Raw genomic sequence first — 17,993 nt, forward strand, 5'->3', positions numbered from 1 at the left:
AAAAAAGTATTGACTTTGATAACAATTATCAATAGAATATAAATGAAAACAATAATCAAAAGAAAATAATTATCAAAAAGGGGAGGGCGATTTGAAAAAAAGATATTTAATTCTTATATTAATATTTTTATCTTTTATATCAATATTTATCGGAGTTTCTGATATAAAAATTTCTGATTTGTTTTTATTAGATAATGAAAAGGTAAATATATTACTAATAAGTAGAATACCTAGGCTTATAAGTATAATAACAGCTGGTATGGCTATGAGCGTTTCTGGAATTATAATGCAGCAGATAAGTAATAATAAATTTATTTCTCCAACAACAGCGGCAACTATAGATTCTGCAAAGTTTGGAGTACTTGCTTCTATGTTAATTTTTACTGGGGCAACCTTATTTCAAAAAATGGTTGTATCTTTTATTTTTTCAATTTTAGGGACGGTTATATTTATGAAAATATTAAAAGCAATTAAATTAAAAAATAGTATTTTCATACCATTAATTGGAATAATGCTTGGTAATGTTATTAGTTCAACTACAGATTTCTTTGCTTATAAGTATGACCTAATACAAAATATGAATTCATTTTTGCAAGGAGATTTCTCATCAGTTTTAAAGGGAAATTATGAACTTATACTATTTACAATACCTATCTTATCTTTTGGGTTTCTTTATGCAAATAAATTTACTATAGTCGGAATGGGGGAGGATATAGCAACTAACCTTGGAATTAAATTTAATACTGTTATAAATGTTGGCGTTTTAATAGTTGCAGTTATGTCATCACTTGTTGTTATTACAGTAGGTAGCATTCCGTATGTTGGACTTATTATACCTAATATAGTGTCTATAAAGCTTGGAGATAATTTATCTAAGAACTTAGGGGTTACTGCTTTAATAGGAGGAATATTTGTTTTAGCTTGCGATATTTTATCTAGAATAATAATTTATCCATATGAAATTCCAATAAGCCTAACTGTTGGTATCATAGGAAGTTTTACATTCTTGTACTTATTATTTAGGAGGCAGAGGTATGGAAGTTAAAACAAATTCAAGTAAAGACAAAAAGGTTTTACTTATTTTAAGTATTATTGCATTTATCTTAGCAATCGTGTTTATTTTTGAGGGGTTAAATGAAATAAATTTTAGTTATAATATCTCAAAAAGAATTCCAAAGGTATTAGCTATAATAATTTCAGCTACTGCTATTGGTATATCGTCTGTTATATTTCAAACAGTTACAGAAAATAGGATTCTTACACCTAGTATTTTAGGATTAGATTCTTTGTATGGATTATTTCAAACATTTTCAGTTTTTGTTTTTGGAACAAGCAGTATAGTTATGACAAATAAGAATATAAACTTTTTTATAGTTTTATCTCTTATGATTTTAAACTCTTTAATTCTACATAGATTCATGTTTAAAAAGAGAATAAATATATATTTAATGCTTTTAGTTGGAACTGTACTTGGTACGTTTTTTAAAAGTCTAAGTACATTTTTAAGTGTGTTAATAGACCCAAACGACTTTCAAAGTTTACAAGGAAAGCTTTTTGCAAGCTTTAATAATATAAATGTAAATATACTTTTTATTTCATCTGTAATTATATTTATATTAGCTTTAAATATATTTGAAAAAACTAATTTGTATGATGTAGTACTACTTGGAAGAGATAATTCTATAAACCTTGGAATAAATTACGAAAAGACAGCAAAGACAACTTTGATCTATGTATCTATATTAGTTTCTGTTTCTACTGCACTTGTAGGTCCTATAACTTTTCTTGGAATATTAGTATCTAATTTATCTTATAACTTAATGAAAAGTTTTAGGCATAAATACACTATGGTTTGTGCGGTGCTTTTAGGGATAATAGCATTATTGTTTGGACAACTTATCGTAGAGAGAATATTAAATTATACAAATACAGTAAGTACTATAATCAATTTTGTAGGGGGACTCTATTTTATTTACATAATAATTAAGGAGAATAAAAAATAATGATTGAAGTTAGAAATATAACAAAAAAGTATGGTGATAAAAAAGTATTAGATGATGTTTCTTTAAAGATTGAAAAAGGAAAGATAACATCTTTTATAGGGCCAAATGGTGCAGGTAAAAGTACTCTTCTTTCTATAATTGCAAGAATCGATAAAGAATTTTTAGGGGAAGTAATAATTGATGATAAAAATATTAAAAATTATGATGAAAATGAGCTTTCAAAGAAGCTAGGGATATTAAGGCAATCTAATAATATAAACGTAAGAATAACAGTAGAAGAATTAGTAAGCTTTGGAAGGTTTCCTTATTGTTCTGGAAGGCTTAAAAAAGAAGATTACGAACTAGTTAATAAGTCTATAAATTATATGCAGCTTTATGAAATCAAAGATAAGTATTTAGATGAATTAAGCGGAGGGCAAAGACAAAGGGCTTTTATCGCTATGGTAATAGCACAAAACACAGAATATATACTTTTAGATGAACCTTTAAATAACCTTGATATGAAGCATTCTGTTAAGATGATGAAAGTATTAGAAAATTTAGCTAAAGATTTAAATAAAACTGTAATAATAGTTATGCATGATATTAACTTTGCATCTTGTTATTCTAATAATATTGTAGTTTTAAAAGATGGAAGGGTTAAAGAATCAAACCAAAGCACAAAAATAATAAATAAAGATTTCTTAGAAGAGGTCTATGAAATAGAATTTGATATTCATAAAATAAACGGAAATAGTATATGTGTTTATTTTTAAGTAAAGATTAGGAGGAAAAGTTTTGAAAAAGAAAATTATATTAATAAGCGGAATAATAATAATAGGACTAGTTTTTGCATTTATAAAATTTAGTGATAAAAGTACAGGTATGGCAAATGCTAAAGATACCTTAAGTATAACTCATAGGTATGGAGTTACAGAAGTTAAGAAAAATCCAGAGAGGGTTGTAGTTTTAGATTACGGTGCGTTAGATATAATTAAATCTATGGGTGAAGATGTAATAGCACTTCCAAAATCATCTCTTCCAACTTACCTTGAAAATTTTAAAGACGAGAAATATGAAGATGTAGGTTCTTTAAAAGAATTTAATATGGAAAAGATAAACGAATTAAAGCCGGATTTAATAATTATAGAAGGAAGACAGGGTGATTATTATGATGAATTATCAAAAATAGCGCCAACAATAGGTCTTGGAACTATAAATAATGACCATTTTAAATCTCTTAATGATAATGTAGATATTTTATCTAAAATTTATGGAAAAGAAGATTTTGGGAAGAAAAAGATTGAAGAAATCAACTCTAGAATTTTAAAGATAGGTGAAAAGGTTAAAAAAGAAAATCGTAATGCATTAGTTGCTATGGTCTATGATGGAAACATAAGTGTTTATGGACCTTCATCAAGATTTGGGATGATATATGATAAATTCTTATATAATCCAGTAGATAAAGATATAAAAGTAGAAGGGCACGGGCAAAATGTGTCAAATGAATATATATTAGATAAGAACCCAGAATATCTATTTGTTATTGATAAAGGGGTAGTAAGTAACTCTAAGGGAGAAAAGGCAAAAGATATAATGGAAAACGAACTAATAAAAAGAACAGATGCCTATAAAAATGGAAAGATAATATACCTAGATACTAAAACTTGGTATTTAGGAGGTGCAGGTATTATAGCTACTGAAAATATGTTAGATGAGATGGAAAAAACATTATAAAATACTAAGAAATGCAAGAGGGTACTTTAAAAGTAATCTCTTGCATTTTATTTAATATTGTTAATAATTTACTACAAAAATATGAACAAAATTGCAATTATATTAATTCTACGTTAAATACAAAAACAATACGTAAATTAACGTTATAAATTATTTAAAAGAAATTTCTAAAATAATATACTAAAGAAGTAATTAAAAAGAGTAATTTAATTGTAAATTGAGGAGTTGACAGAATGTTTAATTTAAATCCTAAAGATGACAAATTTTTTGAAATGTTTATAGAACAAGCTAAAATAATAAATGAAGCTGCTGTCCTATTAAAAAAATCACTAGAAAATTTAGATGAAAAAGAAGCAATAGCTAAGAAAATAGGAAAACTTGAACATAAGGGTGATGATTTAGAAAGACATAGTGTAATTGAACTTAATAATGCTTTCATAACACCTATAGACAGAGAGGATATACATAGACTTGTAAAGTGGATGGATGATATATTAGATTACATAGATTCAACAAGCAGTAAGTTCTTAATGTATGATATTAAAGAAAGCAGACCAGAAGCTATAGAAATGTGTAGCATGGTAATAAGAGCTACTGAAGAGACTTTAGGTCTTATGGAAGAACTTAAAAAAATAGGTAAAAAGCATAACAAAATGCTTGAAAAAATCAAAAAGATAAATGAAATTGAACATAATGGAGATCTACTTTACAGAAAAACAATTGCAATATTATTTAAAGATGAAAAAGATGTTTTAAATATAATTAAGTGGAAAGACATATATAATTCACTTGAAAATACATTAGATATGTGTGAAAAGGTTGCAGCTATCGTAGAAGGAGTTGTAATGAAGCATGCATAGTACAGTTGTAATAACAGTCATAATAGTTGTACTAGCCGTAGCATTTGATTTTATTAATGGTTTTCATGATACTGCAACGGCTGTAGCTACAACAATAACAACAAGAGCTTTATCACCAGGGGTTGCAATAGCACTTTGTGCTGTATTTAACTTTGTAGGAGCATTTTTAGGAACTGCTGTTGCTAAAACAGTTGGTGATAATATTATTAATCACGAATTTATGCCACAATGGGTAATAATAGGAGTGCTTATATCTTGCGTTGTTTGGAATCTTATAACTTGGTATTTTGGTATTCCAAGTAGTTCATCACATGCCCTTATAGGTTCTTTAATAGGCGGTGGTGTTGTTTATAACGGTACAATAAGTGTTATTCAATGGAATAATGTATTTGACGAAGTAGTAGTATGGTTAATCCTTGGACCTATGATAGGTTTTATTTTAGGATATTTTATAATAGTTATTTTAAATTGGATATTAAAGCCTTTTAAATTAGCTGTTGTAAATAAGCTTTTTTTAAAGCTACAAATAGTAGCGTCTGCTTTTATGGCTTTAAACCACGGTTCAAATGATGCTCAAAAATCAATGGGTATTATTACTATGGCCTTAATAAGTGGAGGGTTTATAAGTACCTTTGAAGTTCCAGATTGGGTAATCTTTTCTTGTGCTTTAGCTATGGCACTTGGAACTTCAATTGGAGGAAAGAAAATTATTAGAACTATGGGAAGTGGAATGACAAAGTTAACACCAGTTAAAGGGTTTGCAGCTCAAATGGGGGCAGCAACATCAATTTTAGGTGCTACACTTTTCCACGCACCAGTAAGTACAACTCAAGTAATAACTACAACTATCATGGGGGTAGGTGCTTCAGAAAACTTAAAATCAGTTAAGTGGGGAGTTGCTAAAGATATAATTTGGGCTTGGGTATTAACAATACCATTGAGTGCTGTTATATCAGGTGGAGTTGTTTTTGTAATTAAACTATTTATATAAAAAAATCTCATGAGAAATTTCTCATGAGATTTTTTTAGTGTAAATATTACAATTTATAAATAATTAAGATATAAATTTTCCATTAAAGTAGATTTTTTTCTTTAAAAAGGATAAAATTAGATTTGCATATATAAAAAGATTAAGATGAAAAAGGAGAGGTAAGATGTACATTATTAACTTCATTAGAGGTTTCTGTATGGCATTAGCAGATAGTGTACCTGGAGTTTCAGGTGGGACTATAGCTTTTATTTTAGGTTTTTATGATAAGTTTATAAATTCTTTAAATAGCTTAATATCAGGAACTAAAGAAGAAAGAATTAATGCAATAAAATTTTTATTTAAACTTGGAATAGGTTGGGTTTGTGGATTCGTTTTATCAGCATTATTTATAACATCAATTTTTGAATCACATATCTACGAAATAAGTTCTTTATTTATAGGATTTATAATAGTAGCTATACCAATGATTTTTAAAGAAGAAAAAGAAAGCATAGTAGGACATTATAAAAACATAATATTCCTTATAATTGGAATAATTTTAGTTTTTTCAATAACATATTTTAATCCTATGACAGGAGGAAGCGGAATATCTGTTTCTATAGAAAGTTTAAATATAGGGTTAATAATTTATATTTTTATATCAGCTATGGTAGCTATATCAGCTATGGTTTTACCTGGTATATCAGGGTCAACTATACTTTTAATATTTGGATTATACGCACCTATAATGGGAGCCGTAAAAGGTGTTATTAAATTTGATTTAAGATTTTTACCTGTTGTTATAATTTTTGGGCTTGGAGTTTTAGCTGGAATAGCTTTAACTATAAGAGGAGTTAAATTCTCTTTAGCAAATTATAGATCGCAAACTATATACTGCGTTTTAGGACTTATGATAGGTTCTTTATATGCTGTAGTTATGGGGCCTTTAACTTTAAGCACTCCAAAGCCTGCAATGGATTTAAGCACATTTAGTCCATTATACTTTATTATTGGTGGTGCTTTAATAATAGGACTTGAAAGATTAAAGATAGCTTTAGAAAAAAAGAAGAATTAAAATAATTAAGACCTAATAGGAATTTTCCTATTAGGTCTTAAATTTTAGTCTATTTTGAATTCATCAACTAGTGTTTTAATATCTACTGAGTTTTCAGATAGTTCTTGTGCACTTATTGCAACTTCATTACTTGAGTTGTTTAGTTCTTCAGAAGAAGCTGATATCTCCTCTGATGAGGCTGCTATCTCTTCTGAAACTGCAGATATTTCTTCTATATTTTTAATGATTCCATCTTTATCAGAATTTATAACGTTAAATCCATCAGTTATATTTTTGATTTTTGGAGTCATAGTATTTACTGATTCTGTAATATCTTCAAATGATTTTAGCGTAGCATTTATAGTTACTTTTTGACCATCTAAATCACTATTCATAGTATCAGTATCTTTTATTATAGTTTTTGTTGTATGAAGTAGTTCATTTACTATATCGTAAATTCCGTTTGAATACTCTTTACTTCTTTCAGCAAGGCTTCTAATTTCTTCAGCGACTACAGCAAATCCCTTACCAGCTTCGCCGGCTCTTGCAGCTTCAATTGCAGCATTTAATGCAAGTAAGTTAGTTTGTTCAGCTAAGCTGTTAATTAAATCTGTAATTGCATTAACCTTTTCTATATTTGATCCCATATCATTTATGTTTGATGAGAATGATTTAAAGTTATTAGTAAAACTTTCAATTGAAGAAATTAAATCTCCTAAATCATTATAGCTTGAACCTGTTTTTGATGAAATTTCTTCTGTCATTTCATTTATTGATTTTATGGCATTTAGCATTTCGTTTAACTTATTACCAAAACCATTTAAAGTACCAACTATATCAGTAAGGTTTGAAGCTTGTGATGTAGTACCGTCAGCAACATCTGCTATAGCAGTTGATATGCTTTGAGTAAGTGCTGAAAGTTCTTCTGAAATTGCAGCTAAGTTAGTAGCATTACCTTCAATTGTATTAGTTGCATTTTTTACAGAAGATATCATATGTGACATCGATGATTTTGAAGCTTGAAGAGAAGTACACATATCACCAACTTCATCATTTAAAGTAAGTATTTTTTCATCTATAGTACCTGTGAAATCTCCTTGTGCTATCTTATCAACTTCATCTTTTGCAACTATTAAGCCTTTAGTTAGGTATTTACCTACAAATATTATTATAACTGAAAGTACGGCAACAGAAATTACGCATACTAAAGCTAAAATATTTCTAAGCCAGCTTAAATCTTTAAGTACGTTATCACGGTTTACATAAACTGCAGAAACTAAATCAGTACCAGGTATTTTAGAATATGAAGTATAATCAGTTTCATTTTCGAAAGTATATTCACCAAATCCGCTATCAGATTTTAGCATCTTGCTTTGAATATCTGCTAAATCTTTAAATCTAGGATCTTTTTCAGCTTCTTTTATTATATTTCCTATTTTCATTATGTTTGAATCAGTTGCAGCTACAACATCTCCAGACGGAGTTAAAATGTAAGCGGCACCATTATCTAAGAACTTAATGTTTTTAATAGTTGAATTTAAATCATCACCACTTCTTACGCATATAAGTGCACCATTTATTTTTCCATCTTTTTTAATTGGAACTGAATACATCATTACGACATTACCTGAATGAGGGCTTATAAAAGGTGGTTGAAGGTAGTTTTCTCCTGAAATTGCTTTTTCAAAGAATGGTTTACCTTTTAAATTCTCTTTAGTACCATCAGTATAAACAGCATCACCATTTAAAGTTGCATACCCTATAGTAACATCACCACGCTCTTTAGCAACACGTGCTAATTCAGTAAGTGTATCTTTATCTAAATTAGTGACTTCACGATCACCTGCAACCATATTTAATGTGTCAAAATTATTGTTTATATTTGATTGGATTGAATTAGAAATATTCTTTGAAATTTCTATCATCAACTCTTCACTATTTCCCTCTAAGGCTTTTTCACCTATTTGGTAAGCTATTACACCAAAAATAATATTGAAAATTATTATTACAGGAATAAAAATAGCTAAGAGTTTAGATTTAATGCTTGAAAATTTAATTTTCTTCATGACAACTCTCCTTTAATTTTGTATAAAATATAATTAAATTTAAAATTTGATTATATTTTCATTAATTCCATAAACATTATAGCAACTTACATACTTTAATTACATAGATTTACATTTTATTTACAGTTTGTTATCTATATGGAAATAATTTAGTAAAGTTCAAATAATTTATAAGTATTTTAAGTCTTACTTTATTATCGTTAACTTAATTAAAAAATGAATAAAAAGTCGAAAGTTTGAGGATGATAATTATAGAAGAAATTAGCATTTTGCATATTTTATAATAGAATAATAAATTAGATTGAGGTGAAGTTTATGAAACTCTTTATTGATACTGCAAACATAGAAGAAATTAAAAAAATTAATGAGCTTGGAATTATTTCAGGTGTAACAACTAACCCTAGTCTAATATCAAAAGAAAAAGCTATTTTAATTGATTCTATAAGAGAAATATCAAAATTAATAGAGGGACCTGTTAGCGCAGAAGTAACTAGTGATACTGCAGAAGGTATGGTTAAAGAAGGAAAAGAGCTTTCTAAAATAAATAAAAACGTAGTAATAAAAATTCCTATGTCAGAAGAAGGCTTAAAGGCTGTAAAAATTTTAAATAGTGAATCTGTAAAAACAAACGTAACTTTAGTTTTTTCAGCTATGCAAGCATTACTTGCAGCAAGGGCTGGAGCTACCTTTGTAAGTCCTTTTATAGGAAGAATAGACGATATAGGAAATGATTCTATAAATGTTATATCAGATATAGTTGAAATTTTTAAAAAACATAATATTTCTACAGAAATAATTTCAGCAAGTATTAGGAGCCCTAAAAATGTATTAGATGCAGCTAGAGTTGGTAGTAACATAGCAACAGTTCCTTATAAAACTTTAATTCAAATGATAAGTCATCCTTTAACACATATAGGAATAGAAAAATTTAATAAAGATAATAAAAAGTAATTTAAAAGATATCGCAAAAGCGGTATCTTTTTTCTATTAAGAGAATTAAAAAGAAAAAATTAAATGAAAAAGGTTCATATAAAAATATTTAAAATAGTTTTTAAAATAAAAAAATAAAATACATATTAAATAAGAGATTCTTAAAGATATAAAGAGTATATAGGAGAAGTTTTATTTAAACCTTACTAAACTGTAGATAGAAAGCTTTAAATATATAGAAAAGGATATGAAAAAATAATATCTATAGATATTTAAAGTTACTTAAAGTAATTTAAAGATTTATATGGTGAAAGTAGCATAAAAACATTAAATACTTTGGAAAATAGATATATAAGGCTGAAAATGACATTGTTTAAATTTGTAAACTTAGTATAATTCTCTTCATAAGATAGTTAACTGAGGTGAAGAATTATGGAATGGATAGGACTTGTAGTCTTAATTTTAGCTTTTATTATTGCAACTATTATAATAGGAAAATATCTTTATAATATCATCTTTAATAAAAAATCATTTATAGATCCTGTTATGGATAAGGTGGACAGCTTTATTTATAAATTAGCAGGAATAAAAAATGATGAGATGAATTGGAAAGGCTATATAAAAGCGTTACTAATTACTAATGGAGTAATGATTGCTATAGGGTTTTTATTACTTGTAGGTCAACAATTAATAGCAGGAACTAATGAAGGAAGGCTTGATATGAATTTTCATACAGCCCTTAACACAGCTGTAAGTTTTATGACAAATACAAACCTTCAAGATTATACAGGAGAATTAAATTTAACTAACATATCACAAATGATAGTTATCACAGTATTTATGTTTACGTCAGCTGCAACTGGGTTTGCTATTTCTGGTGCATTTATAAGAGGAATAACAGGAAGAGGCATAGGAAATTACTATAGAGACTTAATTAGAATAATAACAAGATTATTAATACCAGTTTCAATTATAGCTTCTATTATTCTTATATCACAAGGAGTACCACAAACTCTTAGTAGTACTAAAATAGTACAAACTCTTGAGGGAAATACTCAAACTATAGCCTACGGACCTGTAGCGTCTTTAGAGAGCATTAAACACTTAGGTACAAACGGTGGAGGATTCTTTGGTGCAAACTCAGCTCATCCTTTTGAAAATCCAACACCGCTTACAAATGTTTTAGAAATGTTTTTAATGATGCTAACTCCTGGTGCTTATATTTATGTGTTTGGGAAAGCTATAAAAAATAAAAAGGCAGCAAGGATGATATTTTTAGTAGCATTATTTTTATTTGTTATAGTAATTCCAGTAATATATTTTGCAGAACTTAAAGGAAATCCTATTTTTAATAGTTTAGGAATAACTAATTCTATTGGAAATATGGAAGGAAAAGAAGTTAGAAATGGGATATTTGGCTCTTCTTTATTTAGTACTGTAACAACAGCCTTTACAACAGGGTCAGTAAATAATATGCATGATTCACTAACTCCTATAGGAGGCGCAGTTACTTTATGGAATATGATGCTAAACTGTGTATTTGGAGGGAAGGGTGTAGGATTTATTAACTTAATCCTTTATGTTATCGTAGGTGTATTTATATGTGGACTTATGATAGGTAGAACACCAGAGTTTTTAAGAAAGAAAATAGAACCTAAAGAAATGAAGCTTATTGGATGTATTATTTTAATACATCCAATCTCAATACTTGTGCCGACAGCTATTTCTGCATTATTTAATCAAGGAAGCTTAGATGGATTTCACGGATTTACGCAAATGTTATATCAATTTACAACATCTGCTGCAAATAATGGTTCAGGATTTGAAGGTCTTAAAGACACTACGGCTTTTTGGAATATATCAACTAGCGCTGTTATGATAATTGGAAGATATGTATCTATGATTCTTATGCTAGCTTTAGCAAGCTCACTTGGATTTAAAAAGCCAATATCAGAATCAGCTGTATCTTTTAAGATTGATAGTGTTTTATTTTCTGGTATTTTACTTGGAACTATTTTAATAATAGGGGCACTGACATTTATGCCAGTTTTAGTATTAGGACCACTTTCAGAATTTTTAACTATGTAGAGAGGGGATTATAATGAAGAGCAATGGTTTTGTAACAAAGGAAATAATAAATACATCAATAAAAAATTCCTTTAAAAAATTAAATCCTAAAGATATGATAAATAATCCTGTAATGTTTGTAGCCTATATTGGAATGATTATTACAGGGCTTATGACAATATTTACAAATAATCTTAGAATATATAATTTTGTTGTAACTTTTATAATATTTTTAACAATACTTTTTGCAAACTTTGCTGAAAGTATTGCAGAAGGAAGAGGAAAAGCGCAAGCTGATTCTTTAAGAAACACAAAAAAAGATGCAAAAGCAAAGCTTCTAAAAAATGGCTTTGACTATGAAATAATAGATGCAAAACTTCTAAAAAAAGGTGATTTAGTATTAGTTTGTGCAAATGATATAATCCCAAACGATGGAGATGTTATAGAAGGATTAGCATCTGTTAATGAATCTGCTATAACTGGGGAATCTGCACCTGTTATAAAGGAACCTGGAGGAGACTTTTCATCAGTTACAGGAGGTACTACAGTAGTATCAGATTGGATTAAGGTTAGAATTTCAAAAGACCCTGGAGAGTCATTTTTAGATAAAATGATATCTTTAGTTGAAGGAGCATCAAGAAAGAAAACTCCAAACGAAATTGCATTAAATACATTACTTATGGCATTAACTTTGATATTTATAGTTGTAATAATTACATTAAAGCCTATGGCAGACTACGTAGGAATAGATATAAGTGTAACAACTTTAATTGCACTTTTAGTTTGCTTAATACCAACTACAATCGGAGGGCTTTTATCATCAATTGGTATAGCTGGGATGGATAGGGTAACAAGGTTTAATGTTATAGCTATGAGCGGAAAGGCAGTTGAAGCTTGTGGTGATGTAGATGTAATGATGCTTGATAAGACTGGGACTATAACTTTTGGTAACAGACTAGCTGCAGACTTTATAGAAGTTTCAGGAGTAGACAAAGATACATTAATAAAAAAGGCTGTGTTAACATCAATAAAAGATAATACGCCTGAAGGAAAATCTACAGTAGATTTAGGAAGAAAACTTAAAATAGTAATAGATGAAAGTTCTATTATAGATGCAGAGTTTATTGAATTTTCTGCAAGTACAAAAAGTAGCGGTATAAAATTAAATGATGGAAGGGAAATAAAAAAAGGTGCAGCATCAGAAATGAAAAAATATGCAAAAGAAAATGGGTGCACTATTCCAAAGGATTTAGATAAAATTGTAGATGATATTTCAAATCTTGGAGGAACTCCTTTAGTAGTTTCTGAAAATGGCAAGATATTTGGAGTTATCTATTTAAAAGATACTGTAAAACCGGGTCTTAAAGAAAGATTTCAAAAACTTCGTGAGATGGGAATAAAAACTGTGATGTGTACAGGGGATAACCCTCTTACAGCAAAAACTATAGCAGATGAAGCTGGTGTTGATGATTTTATTGCGGAATGTAAACCAGAAGATAAAATAGAAGCTATAAAAAAAGAGCAGAGTTTAGGAAAGATAGTAGCTATGACTGGAGACGGAACAAACGATGCACCAGCTCTCGCGCAAGCTGATGTAGGCTTAGCTATGAACTCTGGAACGATAGCTGCTAAAGAAGCTGCGAATATGGTAGATTTAGATTCAGACCCAACTAAAATAATAGATGTAGTTGGAATTGGAAAACAGCTTTTAATAACTAGAGGAGCCCTTACAACTTTTTCAATAGCAAATGATTTAGCTAAATATTTTGCTATTATTCCAGCTATGTTTACTATAGCTATTCCTAGTATGGAAATCTTTAATATTATGAAATTAAGTAGTCCAACTTCTGCTATAATAAGCGCTTTAATATTTAATGCTATAATAATTCCACTTTTAATTCCAATAGCTTTAAAAGGAGTTAAATATGTTCCTATGAGCCCTGAAAAAATACTTAGAAAAAACTTATTTATATACGGGCTTGGAGGGGTTATTGCACCATTTTTAGGGATTAAAATTATAGATATTATAATAACGCCACTATTAAGAATTATTGGATTATAGAGGAGAGGATAATTATGATAAGAAATTTGATTAAAGGTATTAAGTTAACTGTAATAATGATTGTCTTATGCGGAATACTATATCCATTAATAGTTACAGGTATAGGTCAAGTATTATTTAAAGATAAAGCAAATGGTAGCATAGTAGTCCTTAACGGAAAAGAAGTTGGTTCAAGTTTAATTTCGCAAAAATTTACTAAAGATAAGTATTTTATAAGCAGACCATCTTTTGTAAATTATAATGAAAGTTATAATAATGAACCTGTTAATGCAACGTCAGGTTCACAAAATTTAGGACCAACTAGTAGTGAGTTAAAGGAAAATACTAAAAATAATATAAATGAATTTTTAAGAAAAAATAAAGAAGTTAAAAAAGAAGATATATCAGAAGAACTTATTTCTCAGTCAGGTTCAGGACTAGACCCTGATATAACTATAAATGGAGCGCTTATTCAAATACCTAGAATATCTAAAAGTACTGGGATAAGTGAAGAAAAGCTAAAGGAGTTAGTTTTAAATAATAAAAAAGGTAAGTTTTTAGGAATGTATGGTGAAGAAAGGGTTAACGTTTTAGGATTAAATATAGAAATAGATAAATTAATAGGATAATAAAAAGCACCAAGAATTCTTGGTGCTTTTTATTTTATATAAATTATAAAATTAAAGCTATCATACTTGTAAATTGAAGTTACAAAATGAAATTAAGATACAAATATGTTAAAATTATACAAAGAAGGGGGTTGGGGTATGAATAGGAAAAGTATGCTTATAAAGTTATTAGACCAAACAAAAGAAGAGGGGAATTTATATATTATAACTATTACACTTGCAGTTACTTTTATATTTAATCTTATGAATATTTTTCATATAGATGGAAGTGGTTATACAAATACCTTTGAAAAGATAAGTTCAGGGTATTTAATATTACTTACTATAATATTTGTTTTAGGACTAACTTTTTATTCTAATAATTATTTATTACAAGTTAAGTCAAAAGAAATAGGTATAGAAATGCTTGGAGGGCTAGAACCATCTAGTTTAGCAAAGGGGCTTACATACCAAACTATTATATTAAATTTAAAAGGTTCTTTTTTAGGAAGTTTGCTTGGTGTAGTGCTTGTTCCTTTGTTTAATTTTTTTGCAAATGCAAATAGAATTTTTGAAATATCAATTGAAGGGGTTTTATATACTTTAGCTATATTATTTATTCAAACTACTATGGTTTTAATGGTTAATTATGGTTTTGGATACACAAAAGATATTAATGAACTTATAGATAGGGAGGAAAGTTTAAGCTATTTAAAACAAAATAAAAGCTTAAAGGAATTTAAAAATTATATGTATATATATTTTGTGTTATTAATAAGTCCACTTTTAATATTTTTTATAGGAAATGATTTAAAAGAAATTAGGGATGGATTGATTTTAGTATTTACATTTATATCATCTATTAGCTTATTTATGATTATAGAAAAGGTTATACCTCTTTATATAGATAAAGAAATAAATAAAAGTTTAAATAAAAAAATAAAACTTATAGTTTTAAAAAATATAAAGTTTAGACTCTATAATAGTAAATTTATATTTTATGGGTTAACATTTATAGTTATGAATTTTATCTATAGTTTTAAAGCTTTTGATAATAGTAAAATATTAACTTATAATTTAATAGTTCTTTCAATAAGCTTGATTTTAATATCATTTACATTAGTATATAGAATTTTAAGTGATACATTAGCGCAAGCTAAGCATTTAAGTAAATTATATTTTTTAGGATACTTAAAGTCTGAAATAATATTTATAGTTAAAAGTGATATTAAAGCTTTAATGATTATAGGTTCAGGTATAAATCTTATAAGTATAATATGCTTTTTAACACCACTTTTAATTAAAGATGGACTTGGCTTTTATATTTTAATAGAATCCCTATTTATATATATAAGCGTTTTAACGATTTGCTATTTCTTAGCTAGAGGAATTTCTTTGAAAATTATTAATAAAAATTTAAAGGAGTGCAGGATATGAAAGCTATAATAAAAGTTAGGGAATTAAATAAAACATATTCTAGAGAAAAATATAGTTTACAAATAGAGAAATTTAAAAAGGATAAAGAAGAAGGCAAAACAGTTGCTTTAAAAGGAATAAATATGGACGTGTTAGAAGGGGAATTCTTAGTTATAATGGGTCCTTCAGGAGCTGGAAAGTCAACTTTATTAAATATGATATCAACTATAGATAAAGATACTAAAGGAGCTGTTAAAATTTTAGATGAAGATATATCAAGGCTAAATGAAATAGATATAAGTAAATTTAGATATGAAAAATTAGGCTTTATATTTCAAAAATTTAATGTATTAAATAATTTAACAGTTAAAGAAAATATAATATTACCTTTAGCTTTAAAAAATGATTCAATAGAAAATATTTTAGAAAAACTAAATTCTATTTCAGAGAGACTTGAAATTAAGAATTTATTAGAAAAGTATCCAAATGAGTGCTCTGGGGGACAAATTCAAAAAATTGCAGTTGCAAGAGCGCTTATAAATAACCCTAAAATAATAGTAGCAGATGAGCCTACAGGCAATTTAGATTCTAGGAATTCTCATAATCTCTTAGAATTTTTGAAGATGTTAAACGAAACAGAGAAAAAGACTGTAATTATGGTAACCCATGATCCTATGATTGCAAGTTATGGAAGACGAGTTTTATATTTAAAAGATGGAATTATAGAAAAGGAGATTTTAAGAAAAGATTTAAACCAAAAAGATTATTTTTATAATATTTTAGATACAGTATCAAAAGAGTCTTTAGACCTTTTTAATAAATAAAATAAGAGTTTCCAAAAGGGTTTTGGAAACTCTTATTTTTTTATTTATCTTTATTATTTAATCCACAAGGTTCCCAAGGATAGTTAGGGCTTGATGGATCGCAAGGATTTTCAGGATTAACTTTTTTATCCTCTTCTAATATTTGATCATAAAAATCTTTGTTTGATAGTTCTTCTTTTTTTATATTTTTTTCGTTTTTCATAAAATCATCTCCATATCTTTTATACTCTATAATTATATTATATGTTATTTAATAATAATTATCAACAAATAATAAGGAAAATAATATTAAAAAATTATAAATTTAAGGATAAGGTAAAATTATTAATTCTATATTTTTAGCCTTGCTTAAAAGTCTATTAACTGGAGAACCATATAAAACTTTTTCAAGGGTAGTTCTCCTTGAGTGACCTAGTATTATTTTTGTTATATTTTTCTTTTTTGCAAATTTTATTATTTCGTTTGAAATAGATTTACCATTTAACTCTATTATTGAGGCATCAAACTTTTTTGCAAGGTCTATATTTTCCTTAAGAGATAGTAATTCTGCTTCTGACTTTTTGTTAGAGAAGAATCTAGTACTATTTACGTATACTACGTAAAATTCGCATTTGTAACGTTTTGCCATTCTAGCTCCAGTTCGAATAAGCCTTTTAGCAGTAGGGTTTGAAGATATATTAACCATTATTCTTTCAGCAGTTCGCCAGTTTTCATCTATTTTGTGATTTTCTTTGTAGGCTACAAGGCTTTCATCAACGTCATCGGCTAGTTGCCTTAAGGTAAGTTCTCTAAGTGCATTTAAATTTCCTTCCCTAAAGAAATTTTTAAGTGCATTTTGAATTAAGTTCTTATTATATATATTCCCCCGAGATAATCTATTTATTAAAGTTTTTGGAGTTATATCTATAACTACTACTTCAGCCTTATAAAAAACTTTATCTGGGATAGTCTCTTTAACTTGTATTCCTGTAATTCCAGAAATTACATCGTTTAGGCTTTCTATATGCTGCAAATTAACTGTAGTATGAACATTGATTCCAGAATTTAAAATTTCAAAGACATCTTCATATCTTTTATTGTTTTTTGAACCTTTAACGTTAGTGTGTGCAAGTTCATCTATAAGAACTAAATGAGGTTTTCTTAAAATAATTTCATCTACATCCATCTCTTCTAGGATTAGTGATTTATAATTTATTTTTTTTCTAGGGATTATAGGGAGGTTTTTAACTTGTTCTAAGGTAGCTTTTCTTCCGTGAGTTTCTAAATAACCTATAACAACATCTTCACCTCTACTTAAACGCCTGTTAGCTTCATTTAGCATAGTAAATGTTTTTCCTACACCAGGTGCGTACCCTAAAAAGATTTTAAGCTTACCACACCTTTGCTCTTTGCATAAATTTAAAGCTTCTAAAGGAGTCAATCTATCTTCACCCATAAA

General features: G+C 27.8%; 16 protein-coding genes. 13 read left to right on the top strand and 3 right to left on the bottom strand.

Going from position 1 to position 17,993, the window contains the following annotated elements:
- Window positions 1-91 precede the first annotated feature (91 nt).
- The 7 genes from M4I33_RS04545 to M4I33_RS04575 all read left to right on the top strand — a co-directional run bounded on the left by M4I33_RS04545 (window position 92) and on the right by M4I33_RS04575 (window position 6,624).
- Window positions 92-1,045, top strand: coding sequence for an ABC transporter permease (locus M4I33_RS04545; protein WP_257915696.1), 954 nt, complete (start codon window positions 92-94; stop codon window positions 1,043-1,045).
- Entirely contained in the window at window positions 1,035-2,003 is a 969-nt protein-coding gene (locus M4I33_RS04550; RefSeq protein ID WP_257915697.1) for an iron chelate uptake ABC transporter family permease subunit, read from the top strand. The genes M4I33_RS04545 and M4I33_RS04550 overlap by 11 nt, the downstream gene beginning before the upstream one ends.
- Entirely contained in the window at window positions 2,003-2,758 is a 756-nt protein-coding gene (locus tag M4I33_RS04555; RefSeq protein WP_257915698.1) for an ABC transporter ATP-binding protein, read from the top strand. Before M4I33_RS04550 ends, M4I33_RS04555 begins: the two co-directional genes overlap by 1 nt.
- Before the next feature lie 22 nt (window positions 2,759-2,780).
- Window positions 2,781-3,719, top strand: a complete 939-nt coding sequence (locus M4I33_RS04560) for a siderophore ABC transporter substrate-binding protein (protein ID WP_257915699.1) — start codon at window positions 2,781-2,783, stop codon at window positions 3,717-3,719.
- 233 nt (window positions 3,720-3,952) lie between these two features.
- Window positions 3,953-4,579, top strand: coding sequence for a DUF47 domain-containing protein (locus M4I33_RS04565; protein WP_257915700.1), 627 nt, complete (start codon window positions 3,953-3,955; stop codon window positions 4,577-4,579).
- Window positions 4,572-5,570, top strand: a complete 999-nt coding sequence (locus tag M4I33_RS04570) for an inorganic phosphate transporter (protein WP_257915701.1) — start codon at window positions 4,572-4,574, stop codon at window positions 5,568-5,570. Before M4I33_RS04565 ends, M4I33_RS04570 begins: the two co-directional genes overlap by 8 nt.
- Before the next feature lie 163 nt (window positions 5,571-5,733).
- Complete coding sequence (locus M4I33_RS04575) at window positions 5,734-6,624, top strand: DUF368 domain-containing protein (RefSeq protein WP_257915702.1); 891 nt, start codon at window positions 5,734-5,736, stop codon at window positions 6,622-6,624.
- A gap of 44 nt (window positions 6,625-6,668) precedes the next feature.
- On the opposite strand, the gene M4I33_RS04580 is transcribed toward M4I33_RS04575, so the two are convergent.
- Window positions 6,669-8,669, bottom strand: coding sequence for a methyl-accepting chemotaxis protein (locus tag M4I33_RS04580; RefSeq protein ID WP_257915703.1), 2,001 nt, complete (start codon window positions 8,667-8,669; stop codon window positions 6,669-6,671).
- Between the two features lie 315 nt (window positions 8,670-8,984).
- Here M4I33_RS04580 and fsa point away from each other — a divergent pair, with 315 nt between their 5' ends.
- The 6 genes from fsa (at window position 8,985) to M4I33_RS04610 (ending at window position 16,555) form a co-directional block, all read left to right on the top strand.
- A complete protein-coding gene (fsa, locus tag M4I33_RS04585) occupies window positions 8,985-9,620 on the top strand; it encodes a fructose-6-phosphate aldolase (protein WP_257915704.1) in 636 nt (211 codons plus the stop codon).
- A gap of 411 nt (window positions 9,621-10,031) precedes the next feature.
- Window positions 10,032-11,687, top strand: coding sequence for a potassium-transporting ATPase subunit KdpA (gene kdpA, locus M4I33_RS04590; RefSeq protein WP_257915705.1), 1,656 nt, complete (start codon window positions 10,032-10,034; stop codon window positions 11,685-11,687).
- 13 nt (window positions 11,688-11,700) lie between these two features.
- On the top strand, window positions 11,701-13,728 hold the full coding sequence (kdpB, locus tag M4I33_RS04595) for a potassium-transporting ATPase subunit KdpB (RefSeq protein ID WP_374707689.1): 2,028 nt from the start codon (window positions 11,701-11,703) through the stop codon (window positions 13,726-13,728).
- A 14-nt stretch (window positions 13,729-13,742) separates the two neighbouring features.
- The gene (kdpC, locus tag M4I33_RS04600; RefSeq protein WP_257915706.1) at window positions 13,743-14,336 is read left to right on the top strand and encodes a potassium-transporting ATPase subunit KdpC; all 594 of its coding nucleotides are present in this window, start codon (window positions 13,743-13,745) and stop codon (window positions 14,334-14,336) included.
- A 138-nt stretch (window positions 14,337-14,474) separates the two neighbouring features.
- The gene (locus tag M4I33_RS04605; RefSeq protein ID WP_257915707.1) at window positions 14,475-15,752 is read left to right on the top strand and encodes a hypothetical protein; all 1,278 of its coding nucleotides are present in this window, start codon (window positions 14,475-14,477) and stop codon (window positions 15,750-15,752) included.
- Window positions 15,749-16,555: an ABC transporter ATP-binding protein gene (locus M4I33_RS04610; RefSeq protein ID WP_257915708.1), complete on the top strand. Its 807-nt coding sequence runs from the start codon at window positions 15,749-15,751 to the stop codon at window positions 16,553-16,555. Before M4I33_RS04605 ends, M4I33_RS04610 begins: the two co-directional genes overlap by 4 nt.
- Before the next feature lie 40 nt (window positions 16,556-16,595).
- Here the strand turns inward: M4I33_RS04610 and M4I33_RS04615 are convergent, their stop codons facing one another.
- The gene (locus tag M4I33_RS04615; protein ID WP_257915709.1) at window positions 16,596-16,757 is read right to left on the bottom strand and encodes a hypothetical protein; all 162 of its coding nucleotides are present in this window, start codon (window positions 16,755-16,757) and stop codon (window positions 16,596-16,598) included.
- A gap of 102 nt (window positions 16,758-16,859) precedes the next feature.
- The gene (locus M4I33_RS04620; protein WP_257915710.1) at window positions 16,860-17,990 is read right to left on the bottom strand and encodes a sensor protein KdpD; all 1,131 of its coding nucleotides are present in this window, start codon (window positions 17,988-17,990) and stop codon (window positions 16,860-16,862) included.
- Between the last annotated feature and the right edge of the window lie 3 nt (window positions 17,991-17,993).

This window comes from Clostridium sp. LY3-2 (genome assembly GCF_024705715.1).
Taxonomy (GTDB): domain Bacteria; phylum Bacillota; class Clostridia; order Clostridiales; family Clostridiaceae; genus Clostridium.